The sequence below is a fragment of the Candidatus Glomeribacter gigasporarum BEG34 genome, assembly GCF_000227585.1.
GTDB lineage: Bacteria > Pseudomonadota > Gammaproteobacteria > Burkholderiales > Burkholderiaceae > Glomeribacter > Glomeribacter gigasporarum_B.
In genome coordinates, this window is sequence record NZ_CAFB01000034.1 from 91615 (window position 1) to 116347 (window position 24733).

Annotated in this window: 22 protein-coding genes and 1 pseudogene; 5 read left to right on the top strand and 18 right to left on the bottom strand. The window is 56.0% G+C overall.

The annotated features are described in order from the left end of the window. Positions 1-171 precede the first annotated feature (171 nt). Together dnaG and CAGGBEG34_RS01140 are read right to left on the bottom strand one after the other, a co-directional pair. Positions 172-2037, bottom strand: coding sequence for a DNA primase (gene dnaG / locus CAGGBEG34_RS01135; RefSeq protein WP_006682071.1), 1866 nt, complete (start codon positions 2035-2037; stop codon positions 172-174). Between the two features lie 18 nt (positions 2038-2055). Further along, on the bottom strand, positions 2056-2610 hold the full coding sequence (locus CAGGBEG34_RS01140) for a MerR family transcriptional regulator (protein WP_081463699.1): 555 nt from the start codon (positions 2608-2610) through the stop codon (positions 2056-2058). Here CAGGBEG34_RS01140 and CAGGBEG34_RS01145 point away from each other — a divergent pair. Further along, on the top strand, positions 2585-3037 hold the full coding sequence (locus tag CAGGBEG34_RS01145; RefSeq protein ID WP_006682073.1) for a hypothetical protein: 453 nt from the start codon (positions 2585-2587) through the stop codon (positions 3035-3037). The two genes, CAGGBEG34_RS01140 and CAGGBEG34_RS01145, sit on opposite strands and share 26 nt — an antisense overlap. Positions 3038-3123: 86 nt before the next feature. On the opposite strand, the gene CAGGBEG34_RS01150 is transcribed toward CAGGBEG34_RS01145, so the two are convergent. Both CAGGBEG34_RS01150 and rpsU read right to left on the bottom strand, forming a co-directional pair. Beyond that, on the bottom strand, positions 3124-3558 hold the full coding sequence (locus CAGGBEG34_RS01150) for a DUF29 domain-containing protein (protein WP_006682074.1): 435 nt from the start codon (positions 3556-3558) through the stop codon (positions 3124-3126). Positions 3559-3599: 41 nt separating this feature from the next. After that, the gene (gene rpsU, locus CAGGBEG34_RS01155) at positions 3600-3812 is read right to left on the bottom strand and encodes a 30S ribosomal protein S21 (RefSeq protein WP_006682075.1); all 213 of its coding nucleotides are present in this window, start codon (positions 3810-3812) and stop codon (positions 3600-3602) included. Positions 3813-3982: 170 nt separating this feature from the next. On the opposite strand from rpsU, the gene tsaD reads away from it, so the two are divergent. Next, entirely contained in the window at positions 3983-5002 is a 1020-nt protein-coding gene (gene tsaD, locus CAGGBEG34_RS01160) for a tRNA (adenosine(37)-N6)-threonylcarbamoyltransferase complex transferase subunit TsaD (RefSeq protein ID WP_006682076.1), read from the top strand. 121 nt (positions 5003-5123) lie between these two features. Here the strand turns inward: tsaD and tpiA are convergent, their stop codons facing one another. The 6 genes and pseudogenes from tpiA to CAGGBEG34_RS01190 form a co-directional block, all read right to left on the bottom strand. Further along, the gene (gene tpiA / locus CAGGBEG34_RS01165; RefSeq protein ID WP_042687374.1) at positions 5124-6053 is read right to left on the bottom strand and encodes a triose-phosphate isomerase; all 930 of its coding nucleotides are present in this window, start codon (positions 6051-6053) and stop codon (positions 5124-5126) included. A gap of 29 nt (positions 6054-6082) precedes the next feature. Continuing rightward, positions 6083-7540 (bottom strand): annotated as a pseudogene (purF, locus tag CAGGBEG34_RS01170) (amidophosphoribosyltransferase); the annotation flags it as partial. A 24-nt stretch (positions 7541-7564) separates the two neighbouring features. Then, a complete protein-coding gene (locus CAGGBEG34_RS01175; protein WP_006682079.1) occupies positions 7565-8056 on the bottom strand; it encodes a CvpA family protein in 492 nt (163 codons plus the stop codon). A gap of 289 nt (positions 8057-8345) precedes the next feature. Then, positions 8346-8852, bottom strand: a complete 507-nt coding sequence (locus CAGGBEG34_RS09495) for an SPOR domain-containing protein (protein WP_006682080.1) — start codon at positions 8850-8852, stop codon at positions 8346-8348. Between the two features lie 278 nt (positions 8853-9130). Continuing rightward, the gene (folC, locus tag CAGGBEG34_RS01185) at positions 9131-10462 is read right to left on the bottom strand and encodes a bifunctional tetrahydrofolate synthase/dihydrofolate synthase (protein ID WP_006682081.1); all 1332 of its coding nucleotides are present in this window, start codon (positions 10460-10462) and stop codon (positions 9131-9133) included. Continuing rightward, on the bottom strand, positions 10449-12518 hold the full coding sequence (locus CAGGBEG34_RS01190) for a DNA repair helicase YoaA (RefSeq protein ID WP_006682082.1): 2070 nt from the start codon (positions 12516-12518) through the stop codon (positions 10449-10451). The genes folC and CAGGBEG34_RS01190 overlap by 14 nt, the downstream gene beginning before the upstream one ends. An 81-nt stretch (positions 12519-12599) precedes the next feature. Here CAGGBEG34_RS01190 and CAGGBEG34_RS01195 point away from each other — a divergent pair, with 81 nt between their 5' ends. Genes CAGGBEG34_RS01195 through mfd form a run of 3 tightly spaced genes read left to right on the top strand, consistent with a single transcriptional unit; the run spans position 12600 to position 16822 of the window. Further along, a complete protein-coding gene (locus CAGGBEG34_RS01195) occupies positions 12600-12866 on the top strand; it encodes an AbrB/MazE/SpoVT family DNA-binding domain-containing protein (protein ID WP_006682083.1) in 267 nt (88 codons plus the stop codon). Beyond that, on the top strand, positions 12863-13258 hold the full coding sequence (locus tag CAGGBEG34_RS01200; RefSeq protein ID WP_006682084.1) for a type II toxin-antitoxin system VapC family toxin: 396 nt from the start codon (positions 12863-12865) through the stop codon (positions 13256-13258). The genes CAGGBEG34_RS01195 and CAGGBEG34_RS01200 overlap by 4 nt, the downstream gene beginning before the upstream one ends. 54 nt (positions 13259-13312) lie before the next feature. Further along, on the top strand, positions 13313-16822 hold the full coding sequence (gene mfd, locus CAGGBEG34_RS01205; RefSeq protein WP_006682085.1) for a transcription-repair coupling factor: 3510 nt from the start codon (positions 13313-13315) through the stop codon (positions 16820-16822). A gap of 414 nt (positions 16823-17236) precedes the next feature. Here the strand turns inward: mfd and CAGGBEG34_RS11915 are convergent, their stop codons facing one another. The 8 genes from CAGGBEG34_RS11915 to CAGGBEG34_RS01240 all read right to left on the bottom strand — a co-directional run bounded on the left by CAGGBEG34_RS11915 (position 17237) and on the right by CAGGBEG34_RS01240 (position 24726). Continuing rightward, complete coding sequence (locus tag CAGGBEG34_RS11915; RefSeq protein WP_275226109.1) at positions 17237-17371, bottom strand: hypothetical protein; 135 nt, start codon at positions 17369-17371, stop codon at positions 17237-17239. Between the two features lie 49 nt (positions 17372-17420). Then, positions 17421-18089 carry a hypothetical protein gene (locus tag CAGGBEG34_RS01210; protein WP_006682086.1) on the bottom strand — a complete coding sequence of 223 codons (669 nt, stop codon included), beginning with the start codon at positions 18087-18089 and terminating at the stop codon, positions 17421-17423. 55 nt (positions 18090-18144) lie between these two features. Next, positions 18145-18945 (bottom strand): hypothetical protein, encoded by an 801-nt coding sequence (locus CAGGBEG34_RS01215; protein WP_158641758.1) that lies wholly within the window; start codon positions 18943-18945, stop codon positions 18145-18147. 208 nt (positions 18946-19153) lie between these two features. Continuing rightward, complete coding sequence (gene tnpC / locus CAGGBEG34_RS01220) at positions 19154-20800, bottom strand: IS66 family transposase (RefSeq protein WP_238984922.1); 1647 nt, start codon at positions 20798-20800, stop codon at positions 19154-19156. Between the two features lie 74 nt (positions 20801-20874). Then, the gene (gene tnpB, locus CAGGBEG34_RS01225; protein ID WP_238984923.1) at positions 20875-21246 is read right to left on the bottom strand and encodes an IS66 family insertion sequence element accessory protein TnpB; all 372 of its coding nucleotides are present in this window, start codon (positions 21244-21246) and stop codon (positions 20875-20877) included. Further along, positions 21206-21679, bottom strand: a complete 474-nt coding sequence (gene tnpA, locus CAGGBEG34_RS01230) for an IS66-like element accessory protein TnpA (protein ID WP_042687387.1) — start codon at positions 21677-21679, stop codon at positions 21206-21208. The genes tnpB and tnpA overlap by 41 nt, the downstream gene beginning before the upstream one ends. A 243-nt stretch (positions 21680-21922) precedes the next feature. Next, complete coding sequence (abc-f, locus tag CAGGBEG34_RS01235; protein WP_006682088.1) at positions 21923-23527, bottom strand: ribosomal protection-like ABC-F family protein; 1605 nt, start codon at positions 23525-23527, stop codon at positions 21923-21925. Then, a complete protein-coding gene (locus CAGGBEG34_RS01240) occupies positions 23524-24726 on the bottom strand; it encodes a multidrug effflux MFS transporter (protein WP_006682089.1) in 1203 nt (400 codons plus the stop codon). The genes abc-f and CAGGBEG34_RS01240 overlap by 4 nt, the downstream gene beginning before the upstream one ends. Between the last annotated feature and the right edge of the window lie 7 nt (positions 24727-24733).

Genomic DNA, 24733 nt, shown 5'->3' on the forward strand with positions numbered 1-24733 from the left:
ATTGAAGCCAGCCCCTTTGAGCCGGCGGACGAATTTGTGCGTATCGAACGTGGCTGCAAATGACATGAGAGGGTGTTCTTTACTGAAAAGCATATTTTATCCATCTAGGCAGAGATGCACCAGAAGTTATTTCATCAATGGCTGCGAGGCCGTGATTGCCGAAAATGACTTCTATGTATATTGCCCGGTCCCTGGGCGTTTTTTAAACTCTGTCGTTTGGCGTAGGAGTTGCGCGAGTTCTGCGTTTTCTTCGGGCGTGCGCGTTGGCTGGCGCGTCAGGGCATCGCAGCGCGCGCGCAGCGCGTTGTAATGGAGTTGTGTAATTGCAGCGCGCACTTCTTCGAGCGCAAGATTTTCCTGCGCCAGGGAGTGTTCCGCAGCGTCCGGATGTACTGCGTCGTTGCGTTGCAAATCGCGCACCATTTCATCAAGCGCCAGCAGTTCCTTGAGCGCTTCTTCGTAAATATGGGCATTTGGAGAGTGTTTAAGTACGTCAGACATCAGGCTGAAATGGGCAGTGTTGCCGAGCGCGCGAGCGTGCGTCAACACTTCTTCAAACACTGCTCCGTTGCGCGTGGCGCGGGTCAGTATCTGAATTTCATCTGCGTTTAAGCGGGCGGCAATGCGCGGCCAGGCAATCAGGGTGCGCAGCGCGCGCTGTTCATTCGCGGTGACGCGCCGCCGCGCGCCAGACACTGGAATATGCGTCGCGCGTCGCGCGGATAAGCGCGTATCGTCTAATAGGGCAGTGATTTCAGCGACCGGCAATTCAAGCCGTTGCGCAAGTTGCCGCACAATCTGAGCGCGCAGCACATTGGCGGGTAGCACCTGCAATAAGGGTTTTGCATGAAAGAGCGCTTTTGCGCGTCCTTCGGGATGGTCAGGCGTCTGGCTGTCCAGTATTTCGTTCAATAAAAACTGGGACAAGGGGAGGGCGGCTTTGACCGCCTGCGCAAACGCCGCCGCGCCGCGCGCGCGGATATAGCTATCCGGATCATGTTCGGACGGCAGAAATAAAAAGCGCACCGTCCGGTGATCGCCGGCGTGCGGCAAACACGCTTCGAGCGCGCGCCGCGCGGCGCGCCGTCCGGCTTCATCGCCGTCGAAGCCAAAGACGATGTGATCAGTGTGTCTGAGCAGTTTTTGCACATGGAGGGAGGTGCATGCCGTGCCGAGCGTGGCCACTGTGTTTGGAAACCCCATTTGCGCAAGCGCAAGCGCATCGAGATAGCCTTCGACGACAAGCGCGTAACCATGCTCGCGAATGGCCGCGCGCGCTTCAAATAAACCGTAGAGTTCCCGGCTTTTGTTAAACAGCGGCGTTTCGGGAGAGTTGAGATATTTGGGCTCGCCGCGCTCAATCACGCGCGCGCCAAAACCCATCACTTGAGCGCGCAGATTGCGGATCGGAAACATAATCCGGTCACGAAAACGGTCATAGCGACGCGGCGGGCCATTTGCCTCATTCGGTTCGCGCTCGATCATTAACCCCGCTTCAACCAGCGCATCGTACGGCTGGTCTGGAAATATCTGCGCAAGGTGTTGCCAGCCATGCGGCGCGTAGCCCAGTCCGAAACGCTTGGCGATTTCGCCGCTCAGGCCGCGGTGCTTTAAATAGGCAATCGCCGCTGGCGCGGCGCGCAACTGTTCGCGATAGTAATCGGATGCGCGCTGCATGATCTCGACCAGACCGGGCGCTGCTTGCTGCGCCAGCGCCGCCGGCGCGGCAGCCTTCCGCCCGGATGGCTCGCGCGGTACCGTAAGCCCGACGGATTGCGCCAGCTCGTTCACCGCTTCGACAAAGCCCAGTCCGCTATGCTCCATCAAAAAGCCAATCGCGCTGCCGTGCGCGCTGCAACCGAAGCAGTGGTAAAACTGCTTACTGGGGCTGACCGTGAACGATGGCGTTTTTTCGTGATGAAACGGACACAGGCCGATAAAGTTCGCGCCGCTTTTTTTCAGTTGCACAAAACGGCCGACCACATCGACCACATCGACGCAGGCGAGCAAATCCTGCAAAAAAGCGTGCGGAATCACGGCGGCGGGGCTTAGGGCCTAATCCTTGTTGGAGGCATACAGCGACTCCAAAATCGGACACTGGGATAGAGGACGCTTGCCATCACAGGACGCTTCAAGCTGTTGAAGCGTTTTGATCATTGCTTTGATCGTTTCTTCTTTTGCCTGAAGAATCTTTAGTTTGTGTTGAATCAATGTTTTGACCTGCTGGCTGGTCGTTCCAGATTGTGCCTGCAAATGGATGAGTTCTCTGATTTCCTCAAGGCTCAGGCCCACGGATTGGGAATTTTTAATGAAACGGATGTGGCTAATCGTCTCTTCAGGATATAAACGGTAGCCGGAGGATTTGCGTATGACATTGCAAATCAATCCGAACCGCTCGTAGTGTCGTATTGCAACGCTTGTGGTCCCGGTTTTTTTGGAAAGCTCGCCGATTGTCAGAAGTTGCATCGCCGTTATATTTTGCCTGAGTTGACTTAATATTAAGGTTAAAGTTAATATTGTTTTCCTTCCAAGGCGCGCCAATGGCGGAAGGATATCAATATCCACTTTCAACTCGGAAATACTCATGATACCTGCAGCAAATTCTTCCATCCAGATAGGCTCAACGAATCACCATGACACCATAGACTGGTTTAAACAAAATATTCTGTTGGCCCTTCCTTATGGCCATGCGGTCACACAGCCCAGTTGGTTAGAAGCCTTGGATTCTGCCGCAGGATATACGGTAATGTTAGTGGGTATGTGGGTATGTGGGTATGTGGGTATGTGGGACGGAATGAAGTTGGGCATGCCATCAGACCATATGTCGCATCACGGTGGATGGATGGATACCGTAAAAAGCGCAGCGGCAATGTCAGTGGGTGAGTCGGCTGGAATGATCGCTTATAACCTTGTAAGACGCGGAATTGGCCCGGCTGTGTATGCGGCAGTCAGTTCGCTTTATCGCAGCGTCACTGCTCCGTATCGAGAAGCTCCAGAAAGGGAGCCGCTGCTTGGTAATCAGCGTGTCATGGTTTAGAAATTATCCGCACACTGTGCTATTTTAAAGCGATAACCCGCTTGAGATGCTTCAAGCGGGTATATTGCGCAGTGATTTCAGACGTTTTAGTCAGGCAGCCAGTCTTGGTTGAGCGCCTGCTCAAAAGTCCACGGACAGGTTTCCGGAAAGTCTTCCCGCCCCGTTTCTTTCATCGCGCAAACAACCCCGTCGTTCCACATCCCTTCCTGCCATTCCGAGCCAGCCAGTATGGGTTTTAAGCTAGGCGTATTTTTTAAGCGCTTCGCAAGCGCTTTGCGCTGCAACTTGATTGTTAACCGCCGGCTATTGCCTCTACGTTCAGGCTGATATTTCCATTTCAGCAGATGCGCCAGTAAAACGGCCATCCGGCTCGCCAGTTCCCGCTGTTCGCTTTTTGCCACGTCTTCAATCTCATCGGCAAGGTGTTCGCGGTCGAGCAGGTCGAACTGACCGGAACGAATAAAATGCGCCTGTTCATACGCCCATTGAATGATATCCTGCTGGTATTCGGTGCGGATCATGGATAACCTCCTCTGTCAACGGATAGCGGCTAGATCGCGCGTCAATACAGTTTTTTCGGCAACATCTGACTGCGCAGCCGCTTGAAATGGCGCTTGATCGCCGCTGCTTTTTTGCGTTTGCGCATCGCGGTGGGCTTTTCACGGAATTCCCGCGCGCGCAGTTCAGGCAAGAGCGCGATCTTTTCAATCGTTCGTTTAAAGCGGCGCAGCGCAACTTCAAAGGGTTCGTTTTCTTTAACGCGAATGGTGGTCATGAGCAAGAAAAAATGGAGATATTCTAATAGCCGAGAATCCTAGCATATTAGTAGGCACAGCTATAGCCAAGCGCATTTAATCTGATACGGCGGCTTCAAAGCTCGTCGTATTTGTATACTGTCTTCGCGGCTGCTTCCTTATTTCAAATTAAATGCGCTTAGCTATATGTATGCTCGTGCTTGGCATTGAAACATCCTGCGATGAAACCGGGCTTGCGCTTTATTCAGGCCGGCATGGCTTGCTTGCGCATGCGCTGCATTCGCAGGTCGAAATGCATCGGGAATACGGCGGCGTCGTGCCTGAACTGGCATCGCGCGACCATATCCGGCGCGTTTTGCCGCTGCTGGAACGCATTCTGAGGCAGGCGGACGTTTCCCCTGCCGCGATAGATGCGGTGGCGTTCACGCAAGGCCCTGGGCTGGCCGGCGCGCTGCTGGTCGGCGCGAGCATTGCCAATGGCTTGGGCTTTGCCTGGGAGCGGCCAGTGATTGGCATCCACCATCTGGAAGGCCATCTGCTCTCGCCATTGCTGGCGTCCGCGCCGCCGTCTTTCCCCTTTGTGGCATTGCTCGTATCGGGCGGTCATACCCAATTGATGGAGGTGAGCGAGGTGGGCGTCTATCGAACGCTGGGCGAAACACTGGATGACGCTGCCGGCGAAGCGTTTGATAAAACGGCGAAATTGCTTGGCCTAGATTACCCAGGCGGGCCGGCTGTCTCAAAGCTCGCTGAATCGGGCGCGAGCGGGGTCGTCGCACTGCCGCGTCCAATGTTGCATTCCAAGGATTTGAATTTCAGTTTTAGCGGATTGAAGACGGCTGTATCCACCCATATTCGCCGCGCAGGCCGTCTGTTGTCCGCGCGGGAAAAAGCCGATCTTGCCCGCGGTTTTGTTGAAGCGGTGGTTGAGGTACTCGTTTCTAAATCGGTGCAGGCGCTGGCGCAGACGGGTTTGAAGCGTTTAGTGGTCGCGGGCGGCGTGGGCGCAAACCGGCAATTGCGCGCTCAGCTTGCGCAAGCGGCGCAAACGCATGCTTTTGAGGTTTTTTATCCTGATGTTGAATTTTGTACGGATAATGGCGCGATGATTGCGCTCGCCGGCGCGCTCCGGTTGCAACGCTGGCCTGAGCAGGCAAGCCGGACGTATGCTTTTACAGTGCGGCCGCGTTGGGATTTATCAGCGCTTTAGAGCAGTTTTCCAATGGCTGCAACGGCGTCGTTCGCCGCTCGCCGTATTGCTCATACTGTCTTCGCGGCAACTCCTTGTTGCATCTCATTGGAAAAACTGCTCTAGCGCCTGAAAAAATGCGCTAAGGGGTCGCTGCGGCAGCGCAAATCTGCAAAAAATCATCCGCTTTCAACGAAGCGCCGCCAATCAACCCCCCGTCGATGCCCGGTTCGCGGAACAGGGCGCGCGCATTGTCGGGTTTCACGCTGCCGCCATAGAGCACGGGCACATGTGCAAGTTGTGTATCCAATGCGGCGAGCGTGCGATGCAATACGGAATGGATCGCGCGCACTTCATCTGCTTGCGCGCTTTTGCCCGCGCCAATCGCCCAGACCGGTTCGTAGGCAATCACAAGTTGCGCGGCCTGTTTAGCCGTCAGGACATCCAGCACCCTCTGGAGTTGTCTTTTGACCGTCCGTTCGGCGCGCCCGGCGTCGCGCTCGGCGCGCGTTTCTCCGACACAGACCACGGGCGTTAATCCCGCGTCCAGCGCGCGCAGCGCCTTCTCTGCAACGACCTGATCGCTTTCCTGATGATGGGCGCGCCGTTCGGAATGGCCGATCAATGCGAATGTTGCGCCGAATTCAGCGGCCATTGCCGCAGACACTTCGCCGGTATACGCGCCTTGCGCATGCGCGGAGACATCCTGTACCCCCCACGCAATGCAGCTGCTGTTCAGCAGCGTTTGAGTTTGGGCGAGATAGGGAAAGGGCACGCATACTGCAATCTGTAGCGCCTTTTTCAGCGGCTTGCCCGGTGTTGCTTCACGCTCGCCGTATGAGCTCGCTGCGGGGTCGCCTCCATCGCTGCGCGATGGAGACCTGCTCCGCCCGCATCGATCTCCATACTGTCTTCGCGCTCGCTCCTTGGGCAATCTCACTGAAAAATGCTCTAGCGTTCCGCTCAGTTGTTCGGCCCCTTGGGTCAACGCATTGAGCAACGCTGCATTGCGGGCGAGACTGCCGTGCATTTTCCAGTTGCCGATGATGAGTCTAAGAGTGGAGCCGGGCATCAGAGGCCCCAATCCTGCAACGCATCCGGCGGACTTGAGCGCATACGTTCAAGGGATTCCAGATATTCGTTCGTAATATCGCCCGTTACGTACTGACCATCAAAACAGGAGGCTTCAAAGCGCGCGAGCAGTGGGTTCAGATCACGCACGGCTTGCTGCATGGCGTCCAGGTCCTGATAAACCAGCCGATCCGCGCCGATGAACCTTGCCACCTCTTCAGCGCTCCGTCCATAGGCCACCAGTTCGTTGCGCGTTGGCATATCGATGCCATATACATTCGGAAACTGAACGGGCGGCGCGGCGCTTGCGAAGAACACTTTGTTTGCGCCCGCATCGCGCGCCATCTGTACAATTTGCTGGCTGGTGGTGCCGCGCACAATGGAATCATCCACAATCAGTACATTACGCCCTTTGAATTCAACCCGCATTGCATTGAGTTTTTGACGGACCGATTTTGTCCGTATGGCCTGACCGGGCATAATGAACGTGCGGCCTACATAACGGTTCTTGATAAACCCTTCCCTGTATGCAAGGCCAAGCCGGTTTGCCACCTGCATCGCAGCCGGGCGGCTGGATTCAGGGATCGGCATGACGGCGTCAATCTCGCCGGAAGACAGAACGCGGCTGATTTTCTGCGCAAGATAATCCCCCATCCGCAACCGGGCCTCATAGACAGGAACGCCATCCAGACAGGAATCCGGCCGCGCCAGATAGACGTATTCAAACAGGCAGGGATTCAACGCCGGCGCGGCGGCGCACTGGCGGCGCTGCATATGGCCGTCCACGTCAATAAAAACCGCTTCGCCTGGCGCAACGTCGCGCATGAATTTAAAACCGGCGCTCTCAAGCGCAACCGATTCGGAGGCCGCCATCCATGCGGTTCCCTGCGGGGTTTCAAGCAGACCCATACAAAGAGGACGGATGCCATACGGATCGCGCACGCATAACAGTCCATGCCCGGAAATGAGCGCGACCATCGCGTAGGAACCGCGCACCCGCGCGTGCAGACCGCTCACCGCGGCGAATAATGCATCAGGCTCCAGAGCATAGCCCGCGCTGCTTTGCTGTAATTCGTGCGCGAGCACATTCAGCAAGACTTCGCTATCGGATTGCGTATTCAAGCGGCGCCGGTCAATCCGGAATAGCGCTTCCTTTAACTGTGCCGAATTCGTCAGATTGCCATTGTGCGCCAGAACAATGCCGTATGGCGCATTGATATAAAAAGGCTGCGCTTCTTGATTGCAGTCCGCCGTGCCTGTCGTCGGATAACGGACTTGTCCAATGCCGCATGTACCTGGCAAATCGCGCATATTGCGCGTGTGGAAGACATCGCGCACCATGCCGCTGGCTTTATGCATATAAAAGGCGCGGCCCTTCGCGGTCGCAATGCCCGCTGCATCCTGACCGCGGTGCTGCAATAGCAAAAGGCTGTCGTAGAGCAGCTGATTGACTGGAAATGTTGAGACCGCGCCGACAATGCCGCACATGATGAATGCTTTAAAACAGCAGATTCACTGATCGCCAGGGGCCAATATCGCCGGCAGGAAATGCGCTTTGAGTATTTGGACGCCCTGCGCAACATAGGGTTGAAATAATGCATTGCGCCAAAAGTCTTGGCGCGGTAAATCGGTCAGCCCCGCCAGCGCAGCGCCTGCAACCACAAGCAATATGCCGCGCACAATACCGAACGCTAAACCCAATGAACTGTCCAGCGTGCGCATACCGAGCGCGCCGATCAATCGCTCGAAAAGCGTGCCGAGCACGCCCGTAATCAACATGACGGCAATCATAATGAGGATGAATGCCAGCAAGAATTGAGTGAATGCGCCGCCCGGCCAATGCGCAGGCAAATACGGCGCAAGCAGGTCCGCTGTATAACCCGCAATAATCAATGCCGCAATCCAGCCGATCAGTGCAAATAGCTCAGCCAGTAAACCGCGCCACAGTCCGCGCAATGCGGACAGGCCAATGATCAGAAGGACGGCGTAGTCGAAACCGGTCATACTATAGGGCCTATTCTCATATCAAACGGGCTTGCGAACGCCCCCTCACCGCCCGCACAGCGGTGTCGCGCGCCGCTTGTTTGGATCGGCCAAACGGCGCGCCGCGCTTCTTGCTGTGCAGACGGTGAGGGGCGTTCCTCTAAAAGGAATATTGTATGAGGTTACCGGTGATTGGGCGCGCGTGCGGCGTCATGTTCCTTGCGAATATGTCCAATATTCGCTGCGTTGCATGCCTTGCGCGCACGCCCAATCACCGGCAACGCAAGCCCGTTTGATATGAGAACAGGCCCTAGTGTTTACTGCGGGTGGTCGCAAGGCCAGCCGCGCGCAATTGTTTAAGCGCTGCCTCGGCCTGTTTACGGTCGCTGAAAGGCCCTGCCCGCACCAAAAACCGCGAATGGCCATGATCTAGTTTTTCCCGCTCCAGATACGCCGGAAGTCTGGCTTTCTGAAGACGCGCCAACTGGGCGCGCGCGTCCTGCTCGCGGGTAAATATCCCTGCCTGAACTGCAAAATGGCTTTGGGGCGCAGGTTTGGGTTGCGCGCTCATCTCCGCGCTGGGCGCATGTTTCGCAAACGATGCAGACGACGGAGCCGCCGACGCTGCGCTGGAAGAAGCGCCGGAGGCCGCCGGCGGCGCAGCGACCCAGATTTCCATCTCGCCTCCTTGATCTGGCCGGGAAGGCGAATGCAGTAATTTAGGCAGTGCAATCACAGCCGCCAGAACCAGAATAAGCGCGCCTGCCAGCCGGTAACGCGCCCGTTGTTTTTCTGGCAGCAGCGGATTAATACGCATACTTTTGACCTAGGGCCTGTTCTCAATTAAAACATGCGCGCGTTGCGCCGATATGCGAGGCTCGCAAGGAATGTAACGAAGCGAATATTCAACATATTCGCAAGGCGCATGACGCCGCGAGCCTCGCATATCGGCAGCAACCCCAAATTTGAACCTGATTTTACGGGAACAGGTGAATCCGGTCACAGGGCGGTGTTAGGCGGCGCTTGTTTGGGTTGACCAAACGGCGCGCCACCCGCCTTGCCCTGCAACCGGATTCACCTGTTCGCGCGCATGTTTTAATTGAGAACAGGCCCTAGACCCATCATGACTGCAGCAACCGTATAAAAAGAGCCAAACGCCACAATCCTATCATTCTCCTTTGCGCGCGCGCGCGCCTCTGAATAGGCATCTACAGCGTTCGTAAAACAGCGGATATCCATACGCGCCCGTTTGGATACAGGGGATGTTTGAGTGACAGGAAGCATTTCGTGCAACAGAGCCTTGATCTGCACGGCTGGCGCTGCCCGCGGTGCCGGTAAATCGGTCAAATGCCAGTGTTGAACGGCGCCCTTCATGCAGCGCAGCATCCCGGCAATATCTTTATCCCGCATCGCGCCAAACACTGCGTAAGTCTCTGGGAAAAATCCCATCTGATCCAGATTATGCGTCAGCGCCGCGACGGCATGCGGATTATGGGCCACATCCAGCACGACTGTTGGCCTGCCAGGCAATACCTGAAACCGTCCCGGCAAATGGATATTCGCAAGTCCCAGACGGATGTCGCGCGCGGATACCGGCAGGCGCGCGCGCAATGCTTCAAGCGCCGCGAGCGCTGCCGAGGCGTTCAGAAGCTGGTTCGCGCCGCGCAGCGCCGGATATGCCAGCGCCGCGCGCGCCTGGGCGCGGCCCTGATAGCGCCATTGCTGGCGTTCACAGCCCGGTTGCGCGGCGCAGTGAAAATCATGGCCCGCCAGCCATAAATCTGCCCCGATGCGCTGCGCATACTCCACCAGGCTGCGCGGAGGCAAGGGGTCTGCGCAAATGGCCGGTTTTCCGGGCCGGAAAATGCCCGCTTTTTCAAAGCCGATCTTCTCGCGCGTGTCGCCCAGAAATTCGATGTGATCCAGGTCAATACTGCTGATAATAGCGCAATCCGTATCCATGATATTGACCGCATCGAGCCGTCCGCCGAGGCCCACTTCCAGGATCACCGCATCCAGCGCGCGCGCCGCGAAACTGTGCAGAATCGCCAGCACCGTAAACTCGAAATACGTCAGCGATACCGGTTCGGCGAAGGCATGACGCGCACGCTCAACCGCTTCAAAATGGGGCAGCAAAGCTTCATCGCTGAGCATCTCGCCGTCCACGCGCGCGCGTTCGTTCAACGACAGCAGATGCGGCGAAGTATGGCAGCCGACGCGATAACCGGCGTGCAGCAAAATGGATTCCAGTAAGGCGCAGATTGAGCCTTTGCCATTGGTGCCGCCAACGGTGATGATCGGACATTTAAACGCCAGCTGAAGCGCATTTTTTACGGCCCTGCAACGCTCGCGGCCCAGATCGACAGGAATGGGATGCGCTTTTTCAAGATGCGCGAGCCAGTCCGGAAGCGTATTAAAGAGGTGCATCATGGATGTTTAGAGCCTTGTTCAAAAAGCGCTGACACGCCTCCAAATCTCGGGTGCGCGCAAAAGGCGGCAAGCTTTGCCAAAAGCGCCGTCCGTAGGGTTTTTCCACCAGGCGCGAATCGCACACCATCAATACGCCGCTATCGGTTTCGGTGCGAATCAGGCGGCCCGCGCCTTGCTTGAGCGCAATCACTGCCTGCGGCAGTTGATAGGCCATAAAGGGGTCTTGTCCCTGTTGCGCGAGCGCGTCCAGACGGGCGGCAAGCACCGGGTCGTCCGGCGGCGCGAAAGGCAGTTTATCGATGATGACCAAGGAAAGCGCTTTGCCGCGCACATCCACCCCTTCCCAAAAACTTTGACTGCCGACCAGAATGGCGTTGCCCGCCTGCTGGAAGCGTTTCAGCAGTTCAGTACGGCTGGCGTCGCCCTGTATCAACAGCGGAAAATCCCAGTCGCGCGCATGCAAAGCCTCGCGCAATTGGGCCGAAAGCCGTTCAACCGCGCGTAGTGTAGTGCACAGCACAAAGGCGCGGCCGCCGGAAGCTTTAATCACCGGCAACACCGCGTTGAGCATCGCCTCGCTAAAAGCGGGCGATGCGGGCGCCGGCAGGCCGCGCGGCACATATAACAACGCCTGCTGCGTATAGTCGAAGGGACTTTGAACGCTGAGCGGTAGATACGCAGGCAAGCCCATCTGCGTTGCGTAATGCGTGAAATCGCCTTTGACTGAAAGCGTTGCCGACGTAAAAATCCACGCGCGCGGCGCAGTCGCGCGCTGCTTTTCAAAAAACGCGGTGATGGACAGCGGCGTGGTATGCAAATGCACGGATTGCGCGAATACTTCGACCCAGCGCACCCGGTCAGGCGCGGCGGACGGCGCAGTGGACAGCACAGGATAAGGCGCGCGGAAACGCGCGAGCGCGGCGCGCAACTCATGCGTCCGGCGCAGGCACTGCCCCAGCGTTTCGGCGCGCGGCGCGTGCGCCTCCAACGCGGCGGTGAGCGCATCCAGCGGCGCATCCAGCGCAGCGAGCGCGGCATGGAGCGGATGATCGGCGTCGAGCTGCGCAAACGCATATTTGGCGGCGCGCTCATCAAAAGCCAGGCGCAGATCGCGCGCCGCAGTTTCCAGCGCTGCGCAGAGCGCTGTCCAATCAGCCCCGTCGCGCGCGTGCGTCAATCCTTCGATACGGACATCGCGCGCCAGTTCGACCCACTGATAGCTCCTGACCGTCTCGCCGAAAAAGAGCGTGGCCGTATCCGGCAATTGATGCGCTTCGTCAAAAATCACCGTGTTTGCGCTCGGCAACAGTTCCTGGACGCCGCTCTCTCGCAGCATCATATCGGCGAAAAAAAGCGCGTGATTCACCACGACCAGATCAGCCTGCTGCGCTTTGCGGCGCGCGTGCATCACAAAACAGTCTTTGAGATGCGGGCATTCCTGATTCAGACAGTTTTCGCGCGTTGAAGTCACGCGCCCCCAAATCGGCGCGGATTCTGGCACTTGCGCCAATTCTGACTTGTCGCCGCTTTGACTCGTTTTTGAAAAGCGGATAATCGCGCGCACATGCGCCGCGTCCCGATGCGAAAGCGCGCCCGCATCCTGAAGCGTGCGCTGCAAATAATAATGACACACATAATTGGCGCGGCCTTTGAGCATTGCAACGGAGAGGGGCATTGCAAGCGCGCGGCGCAGCGCCGGAATATCGCGCGCAAAGAGTTGATCCTGCAGATGTTTCGTGCCGGTTGACAGGATGACCTTGCCGCCCCATAGCATCGCCGGAACGAGATAGGCAAAGGTTTTGCCGGTACCGGTGCCCGCCTCAACCAGCAGGGCGGTTCCGTTGCCGCTTTGATCTGTGGGTTCCTCGGAGGCGGCCTGTTCAGGATGCGCGTGCATCGCTGCCGCAATGGCGCCTGCCATCTCCCGCTGCGCCGCGCGCACGCGATAGCCTTGCATGTTCTGAGCGAGCACGCCATTGGCCGAGAAAATCCGGTCCAATGCCTGCGCGCGCGGCGCGTCGAGTTTGAGAGAAAAAAGGCGGGCATTCGTCATTGAAGTTGGACTGGATAATGTATTGAAGACAATGCAGAATTACATTATTCTCTTATCTTCTAAGAAACGATAGGACACACTATGACTTTATTAACGGTGACCTCACGCGGGCAAGTGACTTTCCGGCAAGAGGTATTAAAACATCTTGGGGTCAAACCGGGAGAAAAGATCGAGTTGGATTTGCTTCCGTATGGTCGAGCCGAGTTGAAATCTGTGCAGCAGAAAGGCACGTTCCGCGCACTGCACGGATTTCTGAAAGGAAAAACCAGCGGAAAAAGGCTGACCATTGACGAAATCAACACCGCAATATCCGAAGCAGGCGCGGCGGCAGGCGCAGGCGAAAAATGAAAATGACCATTGATACAAACGTATTACTGCGCGCGGTGGTCGGGGATGACGCTCGCCAAAGCCGTCTAGCGATTCAAGCAATGGAACGTGCCGAGCTTGTTGCCATCAGTGTGCATGTGTTATGTGAACTGGCTTGGGTGCTGAATCGTCAATATGAAGTATCGCGACCCGACATTGCGGCGACTATTTGCCAGCTGCTCAACACGAAAAATGTGGCGCTGAACAGGCCAGCCGCTGAGGCTGGCTTAACAATGCTCGAATCAGGCGGAGATTTCGCCGACGGTGTGATTGCTTACGAGGGCGGTTGGCTTGGCGGAGAAATGTTCGTGTCCTTTGACAAAAAAGCGGTTTCGCTGCTCGCGGCGCAGAATCAATCCGCACGTCTTCTATAACATTCACATTCAAGCGCTTCACGCGCGCGCAGAACAAAAATCAACCCTTCTTTTATGATTCCCCCGATTAAACCCGGAGCGCGCTTTGTGTTCGATGGCGCGCGCGGCGCTGCGGATGCGCTCGCATTGGCGCGTCATTTCACCGCGCAACTGAAAACCGGCGCGTGTCCATTGCTGGCAGTGATTTGTGCGAACGCCGCGGACGTGCAGCGTTTGCGCGATGAAATCGCCTGGTTTGCGCCGGATGCGCGCGTGCGTGTGCTGCCGGACTGGGAGACGCTGCCGTATGACACCTTTTCGCCGCATCAAGATTTAATTTCTGAACGACTGGCCACGATTCACGCGCTCGGCGGCGGTCAATGCGATCTTGTGCTGCTTTCCGCCGCGACCGCGCTTGTACGGATGGCGCCGCCGTCGTTTATGGCCGCGTACACCTTTGCATGGACGCAGGGCGAAGCGCTCGACGCCGAACGCTTAAAAACACAACTCAGGCTTGCCGCGTATGAGCCAGTCAGTCAAGTGGCGCGGCCCGGTGAATATGCAATCCGAGGTTCGTTGATCGATCTATTTCCAATGGGCGCAGCGCTGCCCTACCGGATTGATTTGTTCGATGAGCGCATTGATTCCATTCGTGTGTTCGACCCCGACACGCAACGCAGCCTGCAGCCGGTGCGCGAAGTGCGTTTGCTGCCGGGCCGCGAGTTTCCTTTCGATGACAAGGCGCGCGCCGCATTCCGCAGCCGCTGGCGCGAGACTTTTGAAGGCGATCCAAGCCGTTCGACGATTTATAAAGACGTGAGCGCCGGCATTCTGTCCGCGGGGATTGAGTACTATTTGCCGTTGTTTTTTGACGAAACCGCCACGCTGTTTGACTATCTGCCCGCGGGCGCGCAGCTGGTCTTGGTCGGCGATCTGGCGGCGTCGATTCAGCATTTTAACGCCGAGGCGCGCAAACGCTATGCCTTTCTGGCGTATCCGCCCGAACGCCCGCTGCTCGAACCTGGGCGCCTATTTTTATCGGAAGAAGGGTTTTTTACGCAGGCCAAAGCGTTCGCGCGGCTTGTGTTTCCGCCTTCCGCTTCCGCTGTACGAAGCGAGTCCCGGAACCTGTTCAAAAACTGTAACGAGCGGGCGTCAGGCGGAGGAGGACGGAGCGCAGGTTCGCGCTGGACAGCGCCGTTGCCGCCGCTTGCCATCAACCGTCATGCAGCCGACCCGGTTGCCGCGCTGCGCGCCTATCTCTCTGAATCCGGGCATCGAACGCTTGTGGTATGCGACTCCGCCGGACGGCGCGAAACGATGCTGCAATTGTTCGCAGCGCATGGCTTAAAACCTGCGCCACTGGATTCCTTTGCCGCATTTCTACAATTTCTGAAGAGCGAACAGCGCTTTGCGCTGACCCACGCGCCGCTCTCCGCCGGTTTTGCATGTCCGTCGGAAGCTTTTGCGCTGATCACTGAACACGAGTTGTACGGCGCACCCTTGCAGCGCGCGCACCGGCGCAAAGCGGGCGCGGCAAGCGATATCGACACGATGGTGCGCGATCTGTCCGAACTGAGCATCGGCGCGCCGGTGGTCCACGCGCAACACGGCGTCGGACGCTACCGCGGCCTGGCGACGATGAATCTCGGCGAAGACGAGGCGGAATTTCTGCATCTCGACTACGCGCAGGGCGGCACGCTGTACGTGCCCGTTGCGCAATTACATTGGATTACCCGTTATAGCGGCCAGGCCCCGGAACATGCGCCTTTGCACGCGCTGGGCTCCGGCCAGTGGGAAAAAGCCAAGCGCCGCGCGGCGCAGCAAATTCGCGATACCGCGGCGGAACTGCTGAACCTGTACGCGCGGCGCGCGGCGCGCCAGGGGCATGCGTTCGCGCTGACCGCGCGCGATTACGCGCAATTCGCCGCGGGCTTTAGTTTTGAAGAAACGCCCGACCAAAGCGCCGCGATTGAGGCCGTGATCAACGATATGAAGCGCGGCAAGCCAATGGACCGGCTCGTTTGCGGCGACGTGGGTTTTGGCAAAACCGAAGTCGCGTTGCGCGCCGCCTTCATCGCGGCGATGGATGGCCGGCAAGTGGCGGTGCTGGTTCCGACGACCTTGCTCGCCGAGCAGCATTTTCAGACCTTTAGCGACCGTTTTGCCGACTGGCCGGTGCGCATCGCTGAATTTTCGCGCTTTAAAACCGCCAGGGAAATCGCCGCCGCGAGCCGCGCGCTCGCAGAGGGCAGTATCGATATTGCGATTGGCACACATCAACTCTTGTCCAAACAATTGCGCTTTAAACGGCTGGGGCTGGTGATCATCGACGAGGAGCACCGCTTCGGCGTGCGCCAGAAAGAACAACTGAAGGCGCTGCGCGCGCAGGTCGATGTGCTGACGCTCACCGCCACGCCGATTCCGCGCACGCTGGGGCTAGCGCTTGAAGGATTGCGCGATTTTTCGGTGATTGCGACCGCACCGCAAAAACGGCTGGCGATTAAAACCTTTGTCCGGCGCGAGGAAGACGGCGTGATTCGCGAGGCGGCGCTGCGCGAACTCAAGCGCGGCGGGCAAGTCTACTTTCTGCACAATGAAGTAGAAACCATCGATGCGCGCAGCAAAGCGCTTGAAGCGCTGCTGCCAGAGGCGCGTATTCTGGTGGCGCACGGCCAGATGCACGAGCGCGCGCTCGAACGGGTGATGCGCGATTTTGTGGCGCAGCGCGCGAATATGCTGTTATGCACGACGATTATCGAAACCGGTATTGACGTGCCAAGCGCGAATACGATTCTGATTCACCGCGCCGACAAATTCGGCCTCGCGCAATTGCACCAATTGCGCGGCCGCGTCGGTCGCTCGCATCACCAGGCTTACGCCTATCTATTGGTGCACGATCCACAGCAATTAACCAAGCAAGCCACGCTGCGGCTGGACGCGATTCAGAAAATGGAAGAACTCGGCGCCGGCTTTTATCTGGCGATGCACGATCTCGAAATCCGCGGCGCGGGCGAAGTGCTCGGCGATAAACAGTCGGGAGAAATGCACGAGATTGGTTTTCAGCTCTATAGCGAGATGCTGAAAGACGCAGTGGAAGCGCTCAAAGACGGGCGGGAGCCCGATCTCGCGATGCCTTTGGCAGCGTCCGCCGAGATTAATCTGCACGCGCCCGCGCTGTTGCCGGCGGATTATTGCGGCGATGTGCAGCAACGCTTAACGCTGTATAAACGGCTGGCGAACTGCCGCCGCGATGCGCAAATCGATACGGTTCAGGAAGCACTGATCGACCGCTTTGGCCCGCTGCCGCCGCCCGCGCAGGCGCTGATAGAAACGCACCGGCTGCGCTGGAGGGCGCAATCGCTTGGCGTGGGCAAGATGGATGCCAGCGAAGAACGCATCACGCTGCAATTCGCGCCGAATCCAAAGGTCGATGCCGCGCGCATCATTGACTTGGTGCAGCGCCAGCCGCAATTCAAGCTGGCCGGACAGGATAAATTAAGCATGGAACTGCAGACCGCTGATTTGCCGGCACGCATCGCCGCGCTGAAAACAGCGCTGCGGGCGTTGGGCGCACCGTCCTAAATGTATCCTCTGGATTTGAGTTACGCGAGGTCATCACCACTGAACTTGATGACAAAACTGTCCTCATCCTCCGCCGGAGCGTTGGAATCCCGCGGCCTGGAGAAGTCGGGATTCCGGGCGTCGAATCTTTGTTCAGCTTCCGCAATCTCGATCAGTCCAATGGCGCGAGTTCTGCGAAATCTTCCGTGCGCAGTCTAAAGCGCGATCTGTTTGATTCGATGCCTGCGCATCTGATGCCTCTTGATCAGGGTGGGAGAATTTCTTTAATTTTCCCACCCCTATTTTCATAGTTGACAATCAATATACGCTTCTTCGTGGGCGCTGATTTGCGCAGGCGCGCCATCATGGATAGGCGCTGGAATATTGTCTTTGCTTCCGCGCTGCGCGGATGGGGCGGATTGAGTCCGTTGGCCTTTATTCCAGATCTTCCGGATCGCAGAATTCTCTGAACGCCTCAAGCGCAACACCAATCTCGGATGGGTCCAGAAACTGCTCCTCGGATTCAGTCATTTGTTCAAGCGTGTCGATGATCGATGAATTGGGGAACATAGCCTTTCCTTTTGCAACAGGTATTGATGATTGCTCTAACTCATGGGAATCAAGCGAACTGAGCCGTAAAAGACGGATTGCGAACACTGGGATTTGCATTTTCGATTAATTTCCACTCATTGAGCCTGTTTTCCGCCGCCTGTATAAGCTTTATTGCGTCTTTGACCGTGTGCAAACTGACCTGTTCACTGGCCAGATAGGAATCACTGCCGCTGGAATCGAGCGCGCTCATCAGCGCCTGCATTTTCTGCGACTTCTCCATGTCCTCCAGAGACTGCTTTTCAAGCGCGTTTATATTCTTGAGCCGCTCTGGGGCGGAGCTTAGCGTTTGCCATTTCTCAGCATATTCATGGTAAAAAGAGCTCACAATATCCTTTAATTCACTCAATAGTTCCCACCTCCCTGGCCTATCCGATTTTGAGGCATAGTTCGATGGATCGCATTTTTTTCCCCAGGTTTCAATCGCTTCTTTAAATCTTTCAAGAAGTTCCGCCGGTTTAATGTTTCTTAGCTCAGAGCTGAGCTGCTTCTGTGCATAGTGCGTGTCGAGATAGGTGTCTATATTTGCAATTAAAGCATCCCATTGATCTACGAATATGGGGCCTTCTTCATTCACCAGCACATAATCGTCTTCTACGATATCCTGTGTGCTGATTTCAGGATATTCGGTTGTGGCCGGCGGATTCGGAGAATAGAAATAGTTGATTACGGAAAACATTTTTCTGTCCTTTAAGGTAAGTGATGCGCTTTGTGCAATTTCACTCAAAAATGCTCTAAATGAGCTGAAGGAGTGGTGTGTAGTGATTGAGCGCCAGCTTTAAATGATCCAGTTTTGATCTACGGGACTCCTCTCTTTCAATACCAATGCCATAGCCATGATTAATTTTATGAAAGCGTTCAATCGCATCCTGATGTGTCACAATTTCAGCTTTCTCCATGCAGTCCTGATCCTCAACCATGACCCACTCTTCCGGATTTTCCGAAACTGGAGAAGGCATGCCGCTGCGCGCCGCCTTGCGCGCTTGCATATGGTTTTCATCGCAGAACTTGGGTTGCATTTTTTTCAGATCATGCTCGAAATCTTTTAATTCTTTTTGTTGCATTTTTTCATATATTTCCCTCAAGATTCCGGATTTCTTTTCTGACCAATCGCTCCTTAATGTTTTAAAATCACGTTGGATTTTTTCAAGCGTTGTATCCAGCGCTTCCATTGCTACATCTTCACAATTGAAATTAGGAAATATTTCAAAATCACGAATATACATTGCGTTGTCTGAATAGGCTGATTCAAATTTTAAAAGAAGTCGATCTATTTCAGAGAATAGTTTATTCAGTTCTTTGGATTCGTTCGTTAGAACTGAACAAGGGTTCCCTTGTGATAGAAAAGAATGTAGCTGGTTCACTTCTTTCCTGAAGTCCATCAGTTTATCTTTCAGTTGAGCTCTGGCAGACAAATCTTCTACATGAACAAAATCGTCCTCAATCGTGGCATTCCCTTTTATACTTTCATTTCGCGTCTCTGTTTGAGCGCTATATCCAAATAAATAATTCATTGGTGCATTGTAAGCGCTCAATTTTCTGCACCTCGCTTATTGCAGGTTGGAGGCGGAGTATGGGTGTCCACCCAAATTGAAGGTGGACACCGTGAGACAGGAAGAATCGTAAGCGTAAGCCCTCAATTTTCTGCACCCGTTGTGGGCGAAAGTGATCGCCCCGCGAGGCTGATGATCGATGGTGTGGAGAGAGATCGTAAGGAAACCCAACGCTGGTTGAGGTGTCGAACTATCCGGAAGGGGGCTTTTTTGTAACGGGCTGCCGTTGGGCGAAATGCCAGGGGAGCAGGTCATTCACCTCAGCGTCGTCCGGGCGTTTGGGGAGCTCGGTGAGCACTTCGTTGAGGTAGTCCCAAGGTTTGACCTGACAAGCACGGCAGGTGAGCATGAGGCTATAGATCACCGCGCTGGCGCGCGCGCCCGCGGCCGTATCGCTAAACAGCCAGTTTTTCCGGCCGGTGCAAAAAGGACGAATATCCCGCTCAATGAGGTTATTATCGATGGGGGCATGGCCATCTTCCGCATAGCGGCTCAGGTAAATCCACTGCTCGCGGGTGTAGCCAATGGCTTTGCCAAGCAAGCTTTTGGGTAAGACGTGCTGGGCCTGTTCGTCGAGCCAAGCCTTGAAAGCGGTGAGCACCGGCGCACTGTGCTGCTGTCGCCACCGGTACAAGAGCTCAGGGTGACCCTGCCTATCCCGCGCCAGGGCTTCGACTTTGTATAGCCGGCGAATGAACGTGAGCGCTTGCTCGGCGCGCCCGTCTTTTTGGGGAGAAGCCTTGAGCGCTTCGTCAAAGCGGCGTCTGGCATGGGCCCAGCAACCGAAGTGGGTCACGCCTTGAAGAGATCGCCACGCGAGGTAGCCGTCACTGATCAGTTTGCCCGTATACCCGTTCAGAAACGCCTGCGGATGATGTTGTGCGCGTGAGAGTTGATAGTCAAACAGGACAACCGGTTCAGCGCTGGGTTCGGCGCTCCGATAAGCCCACATGTAGCTTTTGCTCTGGGCGTGCCGACCGGCTTCGTGCAAGACCTGCAGGGTGGTTTCGTCGCCGTGGATTAGAGGCTGTGTGAGGAGCACGTGATGCATCGCGTCATACAAACGCTGCAGATGGCGTTGACTCGCGCCAATGAGCCAGTGTCCCATCGTGCCGCGCCCGATCTGAATGCCTGCGCGATGGAATACCTGTTCCATTCGATATAATGGCAAGCCATCGGCATATTTACTCGTCATCACCGTGGCAATCGTCGCCGCACTGGCCACGCTGCCAGGCAGCGGCTGCGCAGGCATCTCGGCACGCACCACGGGTGCGCGGATCTCATGACGTTCGCAGTGTCGGCAGCCGTATTTGAAGCGCACGTGTTGCCATACCCACACCTGGCGGGGCGGTATATGCAACTGCTCGCTGATGTCTTCGCCGATGCGGTGCATCATGCGCTGACAGTGCGGGCAGCATTTCTGTGCGTCGGGAAGATCGTATTCAATCCGCTGGCGCGGCAGTTCTGCGGGCAGCGCGCGCCGGCCCCGCGGGGGTTCGGGTGAGCGCGGCGCCTCTTGCGGCAGACCCGTGTCCAGCAGGGGAACCGTCCTCTCGTCTGTGCCCGGATCCGCTTTGGCTTCGTGCTCGGCTTCGTTGAACACGCGCTCGCGGGACTTCTCGCTCCGCGGCGCATAGCGCTTCAGTTGCGCAAGCCGGAATTGCTCTTCGAGATAACGCACCCGCTCGCTTAACTCGGCAATGCGCCGCGCCGCCACCGCCGCGCGCGCTTCGAGCGCTGCCCTGTCCGCTTCGAGCGCTTCTTTGTCCGCTTCAAGTGTGCGGATATAACGCTGAACCGGTGACGGTAAATCAGGAAAACAAGCGTAAGCATTCATACCGCTTACGATAACTCATCTGCGCCGCTTATCCAGCAGAGGAGACAGGTCGCACCGCGAACCGCTTGACCTGTTTAGCTCACACGCCGATAGGCGCGCCAGGGATGTCGTCGCATCGCTTCAATGTCGATTCCCTCCAGCAGCCAGTGCAGTTGCTCAATCGTCAGCACCAGGACAGCTTGCTGGCGCGGCCACATGAAGCGATCTGCTTCGAGCCGTTTCGTCAGCAACCAAAAACCATTGCGATCCCAAAGCAATAACTTCACGCGATCCCGCCGGCGATTGCTGAATGCGTAAACCGCGCGCGCAAATGGATCCCGTTGCAAACTTTGCTCAACCAGCGCAGCGAGCCCATTAATGCCTTTGCGAAAATCCACAGCCTCACGGTGCAAATACACTTGCAGATCAACGGCCAGATGAAACATCGCCGCGCCCCAACGTTTCAATCATCGCACAGACCAACTCCGCGTCCTGACCCAGGCACTCAAGGGTCAGTCTCACGCCATTGGGCAGATAGGCATTGAGCCGGGAGGGCTTCGCAGGATCAGGCCATTTGCGAGTGGACTGGCTCAGGGCAGGCATACAAGCAGGCCGCTCTCTTATTGCGGGAGCGCTTTTGTTCTGAATGACCGGTACAAACGCCGAGAGTTTCTCTGCCCCGTCCTTCATGACGCCCTTCTCTCTCGCTCGCCGGTCTCGCCTAATCCATTTATGCAACAGGTTTGCGTTCACTCCATGCGAAAGCGCTAGGCTAGCTATCGACACGCCCGGCTGCAAGCACGCTTCAACCAGCCGGCTCTTCGCTTGCGGATCAAATATCCGACTGCCATCTCGCTTCACTCTGATTATTGGCAGTCCATCACATACCGATTCATCCATGTCTTAGGGTGTCCACTGTCAATTGGGTGGACACCCATACTCCGCTTCTACCCTGCAATGCGCCAGGTGCAGAAAATTGAGCGCTTACGAGAAAAGGTCTTCTATACAAAGAGAAGAAACACCGACTAGGCAACAGGATTCGAACGAATAGCAGCAAAGCTCGGTATTGCCCTATGGGGCAGTACGGGCAATCGCCGTGCTGTGAATCACTTTCTGAAGAGCGTAGTGCGGGAAAACCGCACGCTACGTTCTGTGGGAGCTGGAGGCGGGTGACTGCCTCTGGCGACCCGGTAGGTGAGTTACACCTTGAGCGTCTATCTCCAGTATCTGCGTTGCCACTTGATCCAGAAAATCCCGGTCGTGGGAAACGAACACAATAGTGCCAGGAAACTGTTGCAACCCTTCAGCCAGTATCTGGGTGCTGGCCATGTCCAGATGGTTGGTCGGCTCATCGAGTATCAGGCAGTTGGGCAACTGAGCAAGCAGCCGGCACAAGGCGAGCCGGGATCGCTCACCCCCTGACAGCACAGCAACCGGTTTTCGCAGCGCCTGATTTCTGAACAAAAAGGCAGCGAGTAAGGCTAGTTTGTTGCGGTCATCCATCTGGGTGTCAACGGCCGTCACTGTGTCGAATACAGAATGTTCAGGGTTCAACTGTTCAGCGGCATCCTGGGGATACCACCCCAGTTTGACTTGATATCCGTACGTGATACAGCCCTCCAAAGCCGATTGCTTACCGGCCAAGGTTTTCAGTAAAGTGCTTTTGCCAAGGCCGTTGGCTCCGACAATGGCCAGCCTTTGGCCGCGTTTCAAAAACAGATTCAAGGGCTGCATCAGGGGGAATTCATAGCCCACCGCCAAACGGTCTATCTTGAGCACGTCCTTGCCGCTGGAGAGAAAAGGCAGCCTCGGAAAATGCAGGGAGGCCGGGTGCTCTGCCTCTGGAACCGCTTCCATTAGAGCAGACAGGCGCGCCATCTTTTTGACGCGGGCGCTGACCTGTCCGGATTTGGAGGCCTTGCCCCGGAATCGCTCGACAAAGCGCTGCATGTGCGCCTGTTGCGCTTTGAGATTTTTTCGGGTGGCCTCAGCCGTTTGTTCAGCTTGATCTTTTTGCTGGAGAAAATCGTCAAAGTTGCCTGTATAGGCATGCAATTGGCCCTGGTTCAGATACACAATACAGGTGGCCAGCCGGTTCAGAAACATCCGGTCGTGAGAGACGAAGAGCAGCGTACCTGAAAAACCGAGCAGCCAGGATTCGAGCCACTCGATGCTGGGTAAGTCCAGATGGTTGGTGGGTTCGTCCAGGATCATGAAATCCGGTTTTGCAATCAACACCTTGGCCAACTCCAGTCGCATGCGCCAACCGCCGGATAAAGTGCGGGGATGATCCAATAGTTGGTTTTCCTTAAATCCCAGTCCCAGCAAAATCTTTTCCGCCTGGCCTTCCCAGCAATAGCCGCCGTAGTGCTCAAAGTTTTGCAGCAGGCATTCATACTCATCAAAATCGGCTTGGCAATACCGGCTGGCCATCTTTGCTTTTAGCGTTTCCAATTGAACCTGTCCTTCAAACAATTGGGTATGGCCGGTCATACACTCTTCCAGCAGCGTGGACTGGGGATCTGGGTTCGGGGATTGGGGCAGAATGCCAAGACGAAAGGATTTGGGTTTGATGATCTCGCCGCTATCCAAAGCTTCTGTGCCTGTGATGCAGTTCAGTAAGGTGGTTTTGCCCTGTCCATTGGTGCCTACGAGGGCAATACGTTCCCTTTCAGGGAAATAATAGCTCGTAGGCCTTAAAATCCATTTCTCTGCGAAGACCTTGGAGCAGTTTTTCAAACTGATCATTGTGCAGGTGCAGACAATGGGAGCCTGCTGTCTAGCCGTAAGTAGCAAGCGACGCAAGCTAAAGCCAAGAAGGTGCCTAGAGCCAGACTGAAGGTGACTGTCAATAATGTGCCGTTGTAAAAATGGCCTGTCAGGCCCGTAAAAGTGGCCATCAGCAGGGCTCGGGTACTCATGATCAGAGAGGAGGCAGTTCCTCTAAGCTCAGGGAATATATCCAGGGAAGCCGAGAAGAGGATTGGATAACACAACGCGAAACCCATGCAAAACAGGCTCATCAAACTCGTGGTCAAAATGGGCGTCTCTACTTGTTTCAAGGCGAATAGCATCAGAGACAGAGTGCTTAAGACACACAAAGCGATGCTGAACTTGAGCGCTCTTTGCTTGTTACCTATCCACTGCATCAGTTTTACGGAAAACAGACTGACGCAAGCAAAAGACCCGACAATGACTGTCTGATGCCTCACAAAATCCATGATGCTTAGATTCCAAGTTTCTTGATACAGGAAACTGCTCGTGGCGATAAACGCCATATAGGCTGAAAACAGCAGACTGGGTGCCAAGCCTGTGTTGATAAAGACGGGGGCTTGTAGCAAAGCACGGTAATCCCGCGAAATTTTACGAATACTGACCGGTACCCGTTGGCGCTTGGTTTCTGGCAACAGCGTAAAGAGACCTATCCAAGCTATCAAACTTAATAAGGCAACACTGCCATAATTGCCCCGCCAACCTACCCAGGCATTCATGAAACCGCCCAGGATAGGCGCGATTGCCATCAGGAGGGATAGGCAGGCATTCATGAATCCGACCAGTCGAATGTTTTCTGCGCCTTGATATCGGTCTGCGATCATCGCAAACACCAAGACTGCCGAGGTGCTGGCCCCGATACCCTGAATGAATCGAGCGGCCAAAAGAAAATCCAGCGAAGGCGCAAAAAAGCAGGCCCATGCGCCCAATAGCAGGATCGCGTTTCCCAGCAGCATCATTTTTCTTCTGCCATAAGCTTCAGACAAGGGGCCCCAAACACAAGCGCCGAGACAAAAACCCAGAAAATTGTAGGCGATGCTCAGCTGCACACGGCCTTCAGAGGCACTAAAGTAGCGCGCGATATCTGGAAAACTGGGAACTGACACATCGACTTCCATGCAGGCGCTCATCAAGGCCAACACAAAGACCCAAGGCAGATACTTAGGCTTATCCATGAGTGAT

Bases quoted from the DNA above. Each gene is read 5' to 3' on its own strand.
- abc-f (WP_006682088.1), bottom strand. From the start codon at position 23,527: ATGATCAGTTTGAAAAACTGCTCCAAGGTCTTCGCAGAGAAATGGATT.
- CAGGBEG34_RS01175 (WP_006682079.1), bottom strand. From the start codon at position 8,056: ATGACCGGTTTCGACTACGCCGTCCTTCTGATCATTGGCCTGTCCGCA.
- mfd (WP_006682085.1), top strand. From the start codon at position 13,313: ATGATTCCCCCGATTAAACCCGGAGCGCGCTTTGTGTTCGATGGCGCG.
- CAGGBEG34_RS01200 (WP_006682084.1), top strand. From the start codon at position 12,863: ATGAAAATGACCATTGATACAAACGTATTACTGCGCGCGGTGGTCGGG.
- folC (WP_006682081.1), bottom strand. From the start codon at position 10,462: ATGCACCTCTTTAATACGCTTCCGGACTGGCTCGCGCATCTTGAAAAA.
- CAGGBEG34_RS01140 (WP_081463699.1), bottom strand. From the start codon at position 2,610: ATGGAAGAATTTGCTGCAGGTATCATGAGTATTTCCGAGTTGAAAGTG.
- tnpC (WP_238984922.1), bottom strand. From the start codon at position 20,800: ATGAATGCTTACGCTTGTTTTCCTGATTTACCGTCACCGGTTCAGCGT.
- CAGGBEG34_RS01240 (WP_006682089.1), bottom strand. From the start codon at position 24,726: ATGGATAAGCCTAAGTATCTGCCTTGGGTCTTTGTGTTGGCCTTGATG.
- CAGGBEG34_RS01190 (WP_006682082.1), bottom strand. From the start codon at position 12,518: ATGACGAATGCCCGCCTTTTTTCTCTCAAACTCGACGCGCCGCGCGCG.
- tnpA (WP_042687387.1), bottom strand. From the start codon at position 21,679: ATGGATGAATCGGTATGTGATGGACTGCCAATAATCAGAGTGAAGCGA.
- CAGGBEG34_RS09495 (WP_006682080.1), bottom strand. From the start codon at position 8,852: ATGCGTATTAATCCGCTGCTGCCAGAAAAACAACGGGCGCGTTACCGG.
- rpsU (WP_006682075.1), bottom strand. From the start codon at position 3,812: ATGACCACCATTCGCGTTAAAGAAAACGAACCCTTTGAAGTTGCGCTG.
- tpiA (WP_042687374.1), bottom strand. From the start codon at position 6,053: ATGCCCGGCTCCACTCTTAGACTCATCATCGGCAACTGGAAAATGCAC.
- CAGGBEG34_RS11915 (WP_275226109.1), bottom strand. From the start codon at position 17,371: ATGTTCCCCAATTCATCGATCATCGACACGCTTGAACAAATGACTGAA.
- CAGGBEG34_RS01145 (WP_006682073.1), top strand. From the start codon at position 2,585: ATGATACCTGCAGCAAATTCTTCCATCCAGATAGGCTCAACGAATCAC.
- CAGGBEG34_RS01150 (WP_006682074.1), bottom strand. From the start codon at position 3,558: ATGATCCGCACCGAATACCAGCAGGATATCATTCAATGGGCGTATGAA.
- CAGGBEG34_RS01195 (WP_006682083.1), top strand. From the start codon at position 12,600: ATGACTTTATTAACGGTGACCTCACGCGGGCAAGTGACTTTCCGGCAA.
- tsaD (WP_006682076.1), top strand. From the start codon at position 3,983: ATGCTCGTGCTTGGCATTGAAACATCCTGCGATGAAACCGGGCTTGCG.
- CAGGBEG34_RS01210 (WP_006682086.1), bottom strand. From the start codon at position 18,089: ATGTTTTCCGTAATCAACTATTTCTATTCTCCGAATCCGCCGGCCACA.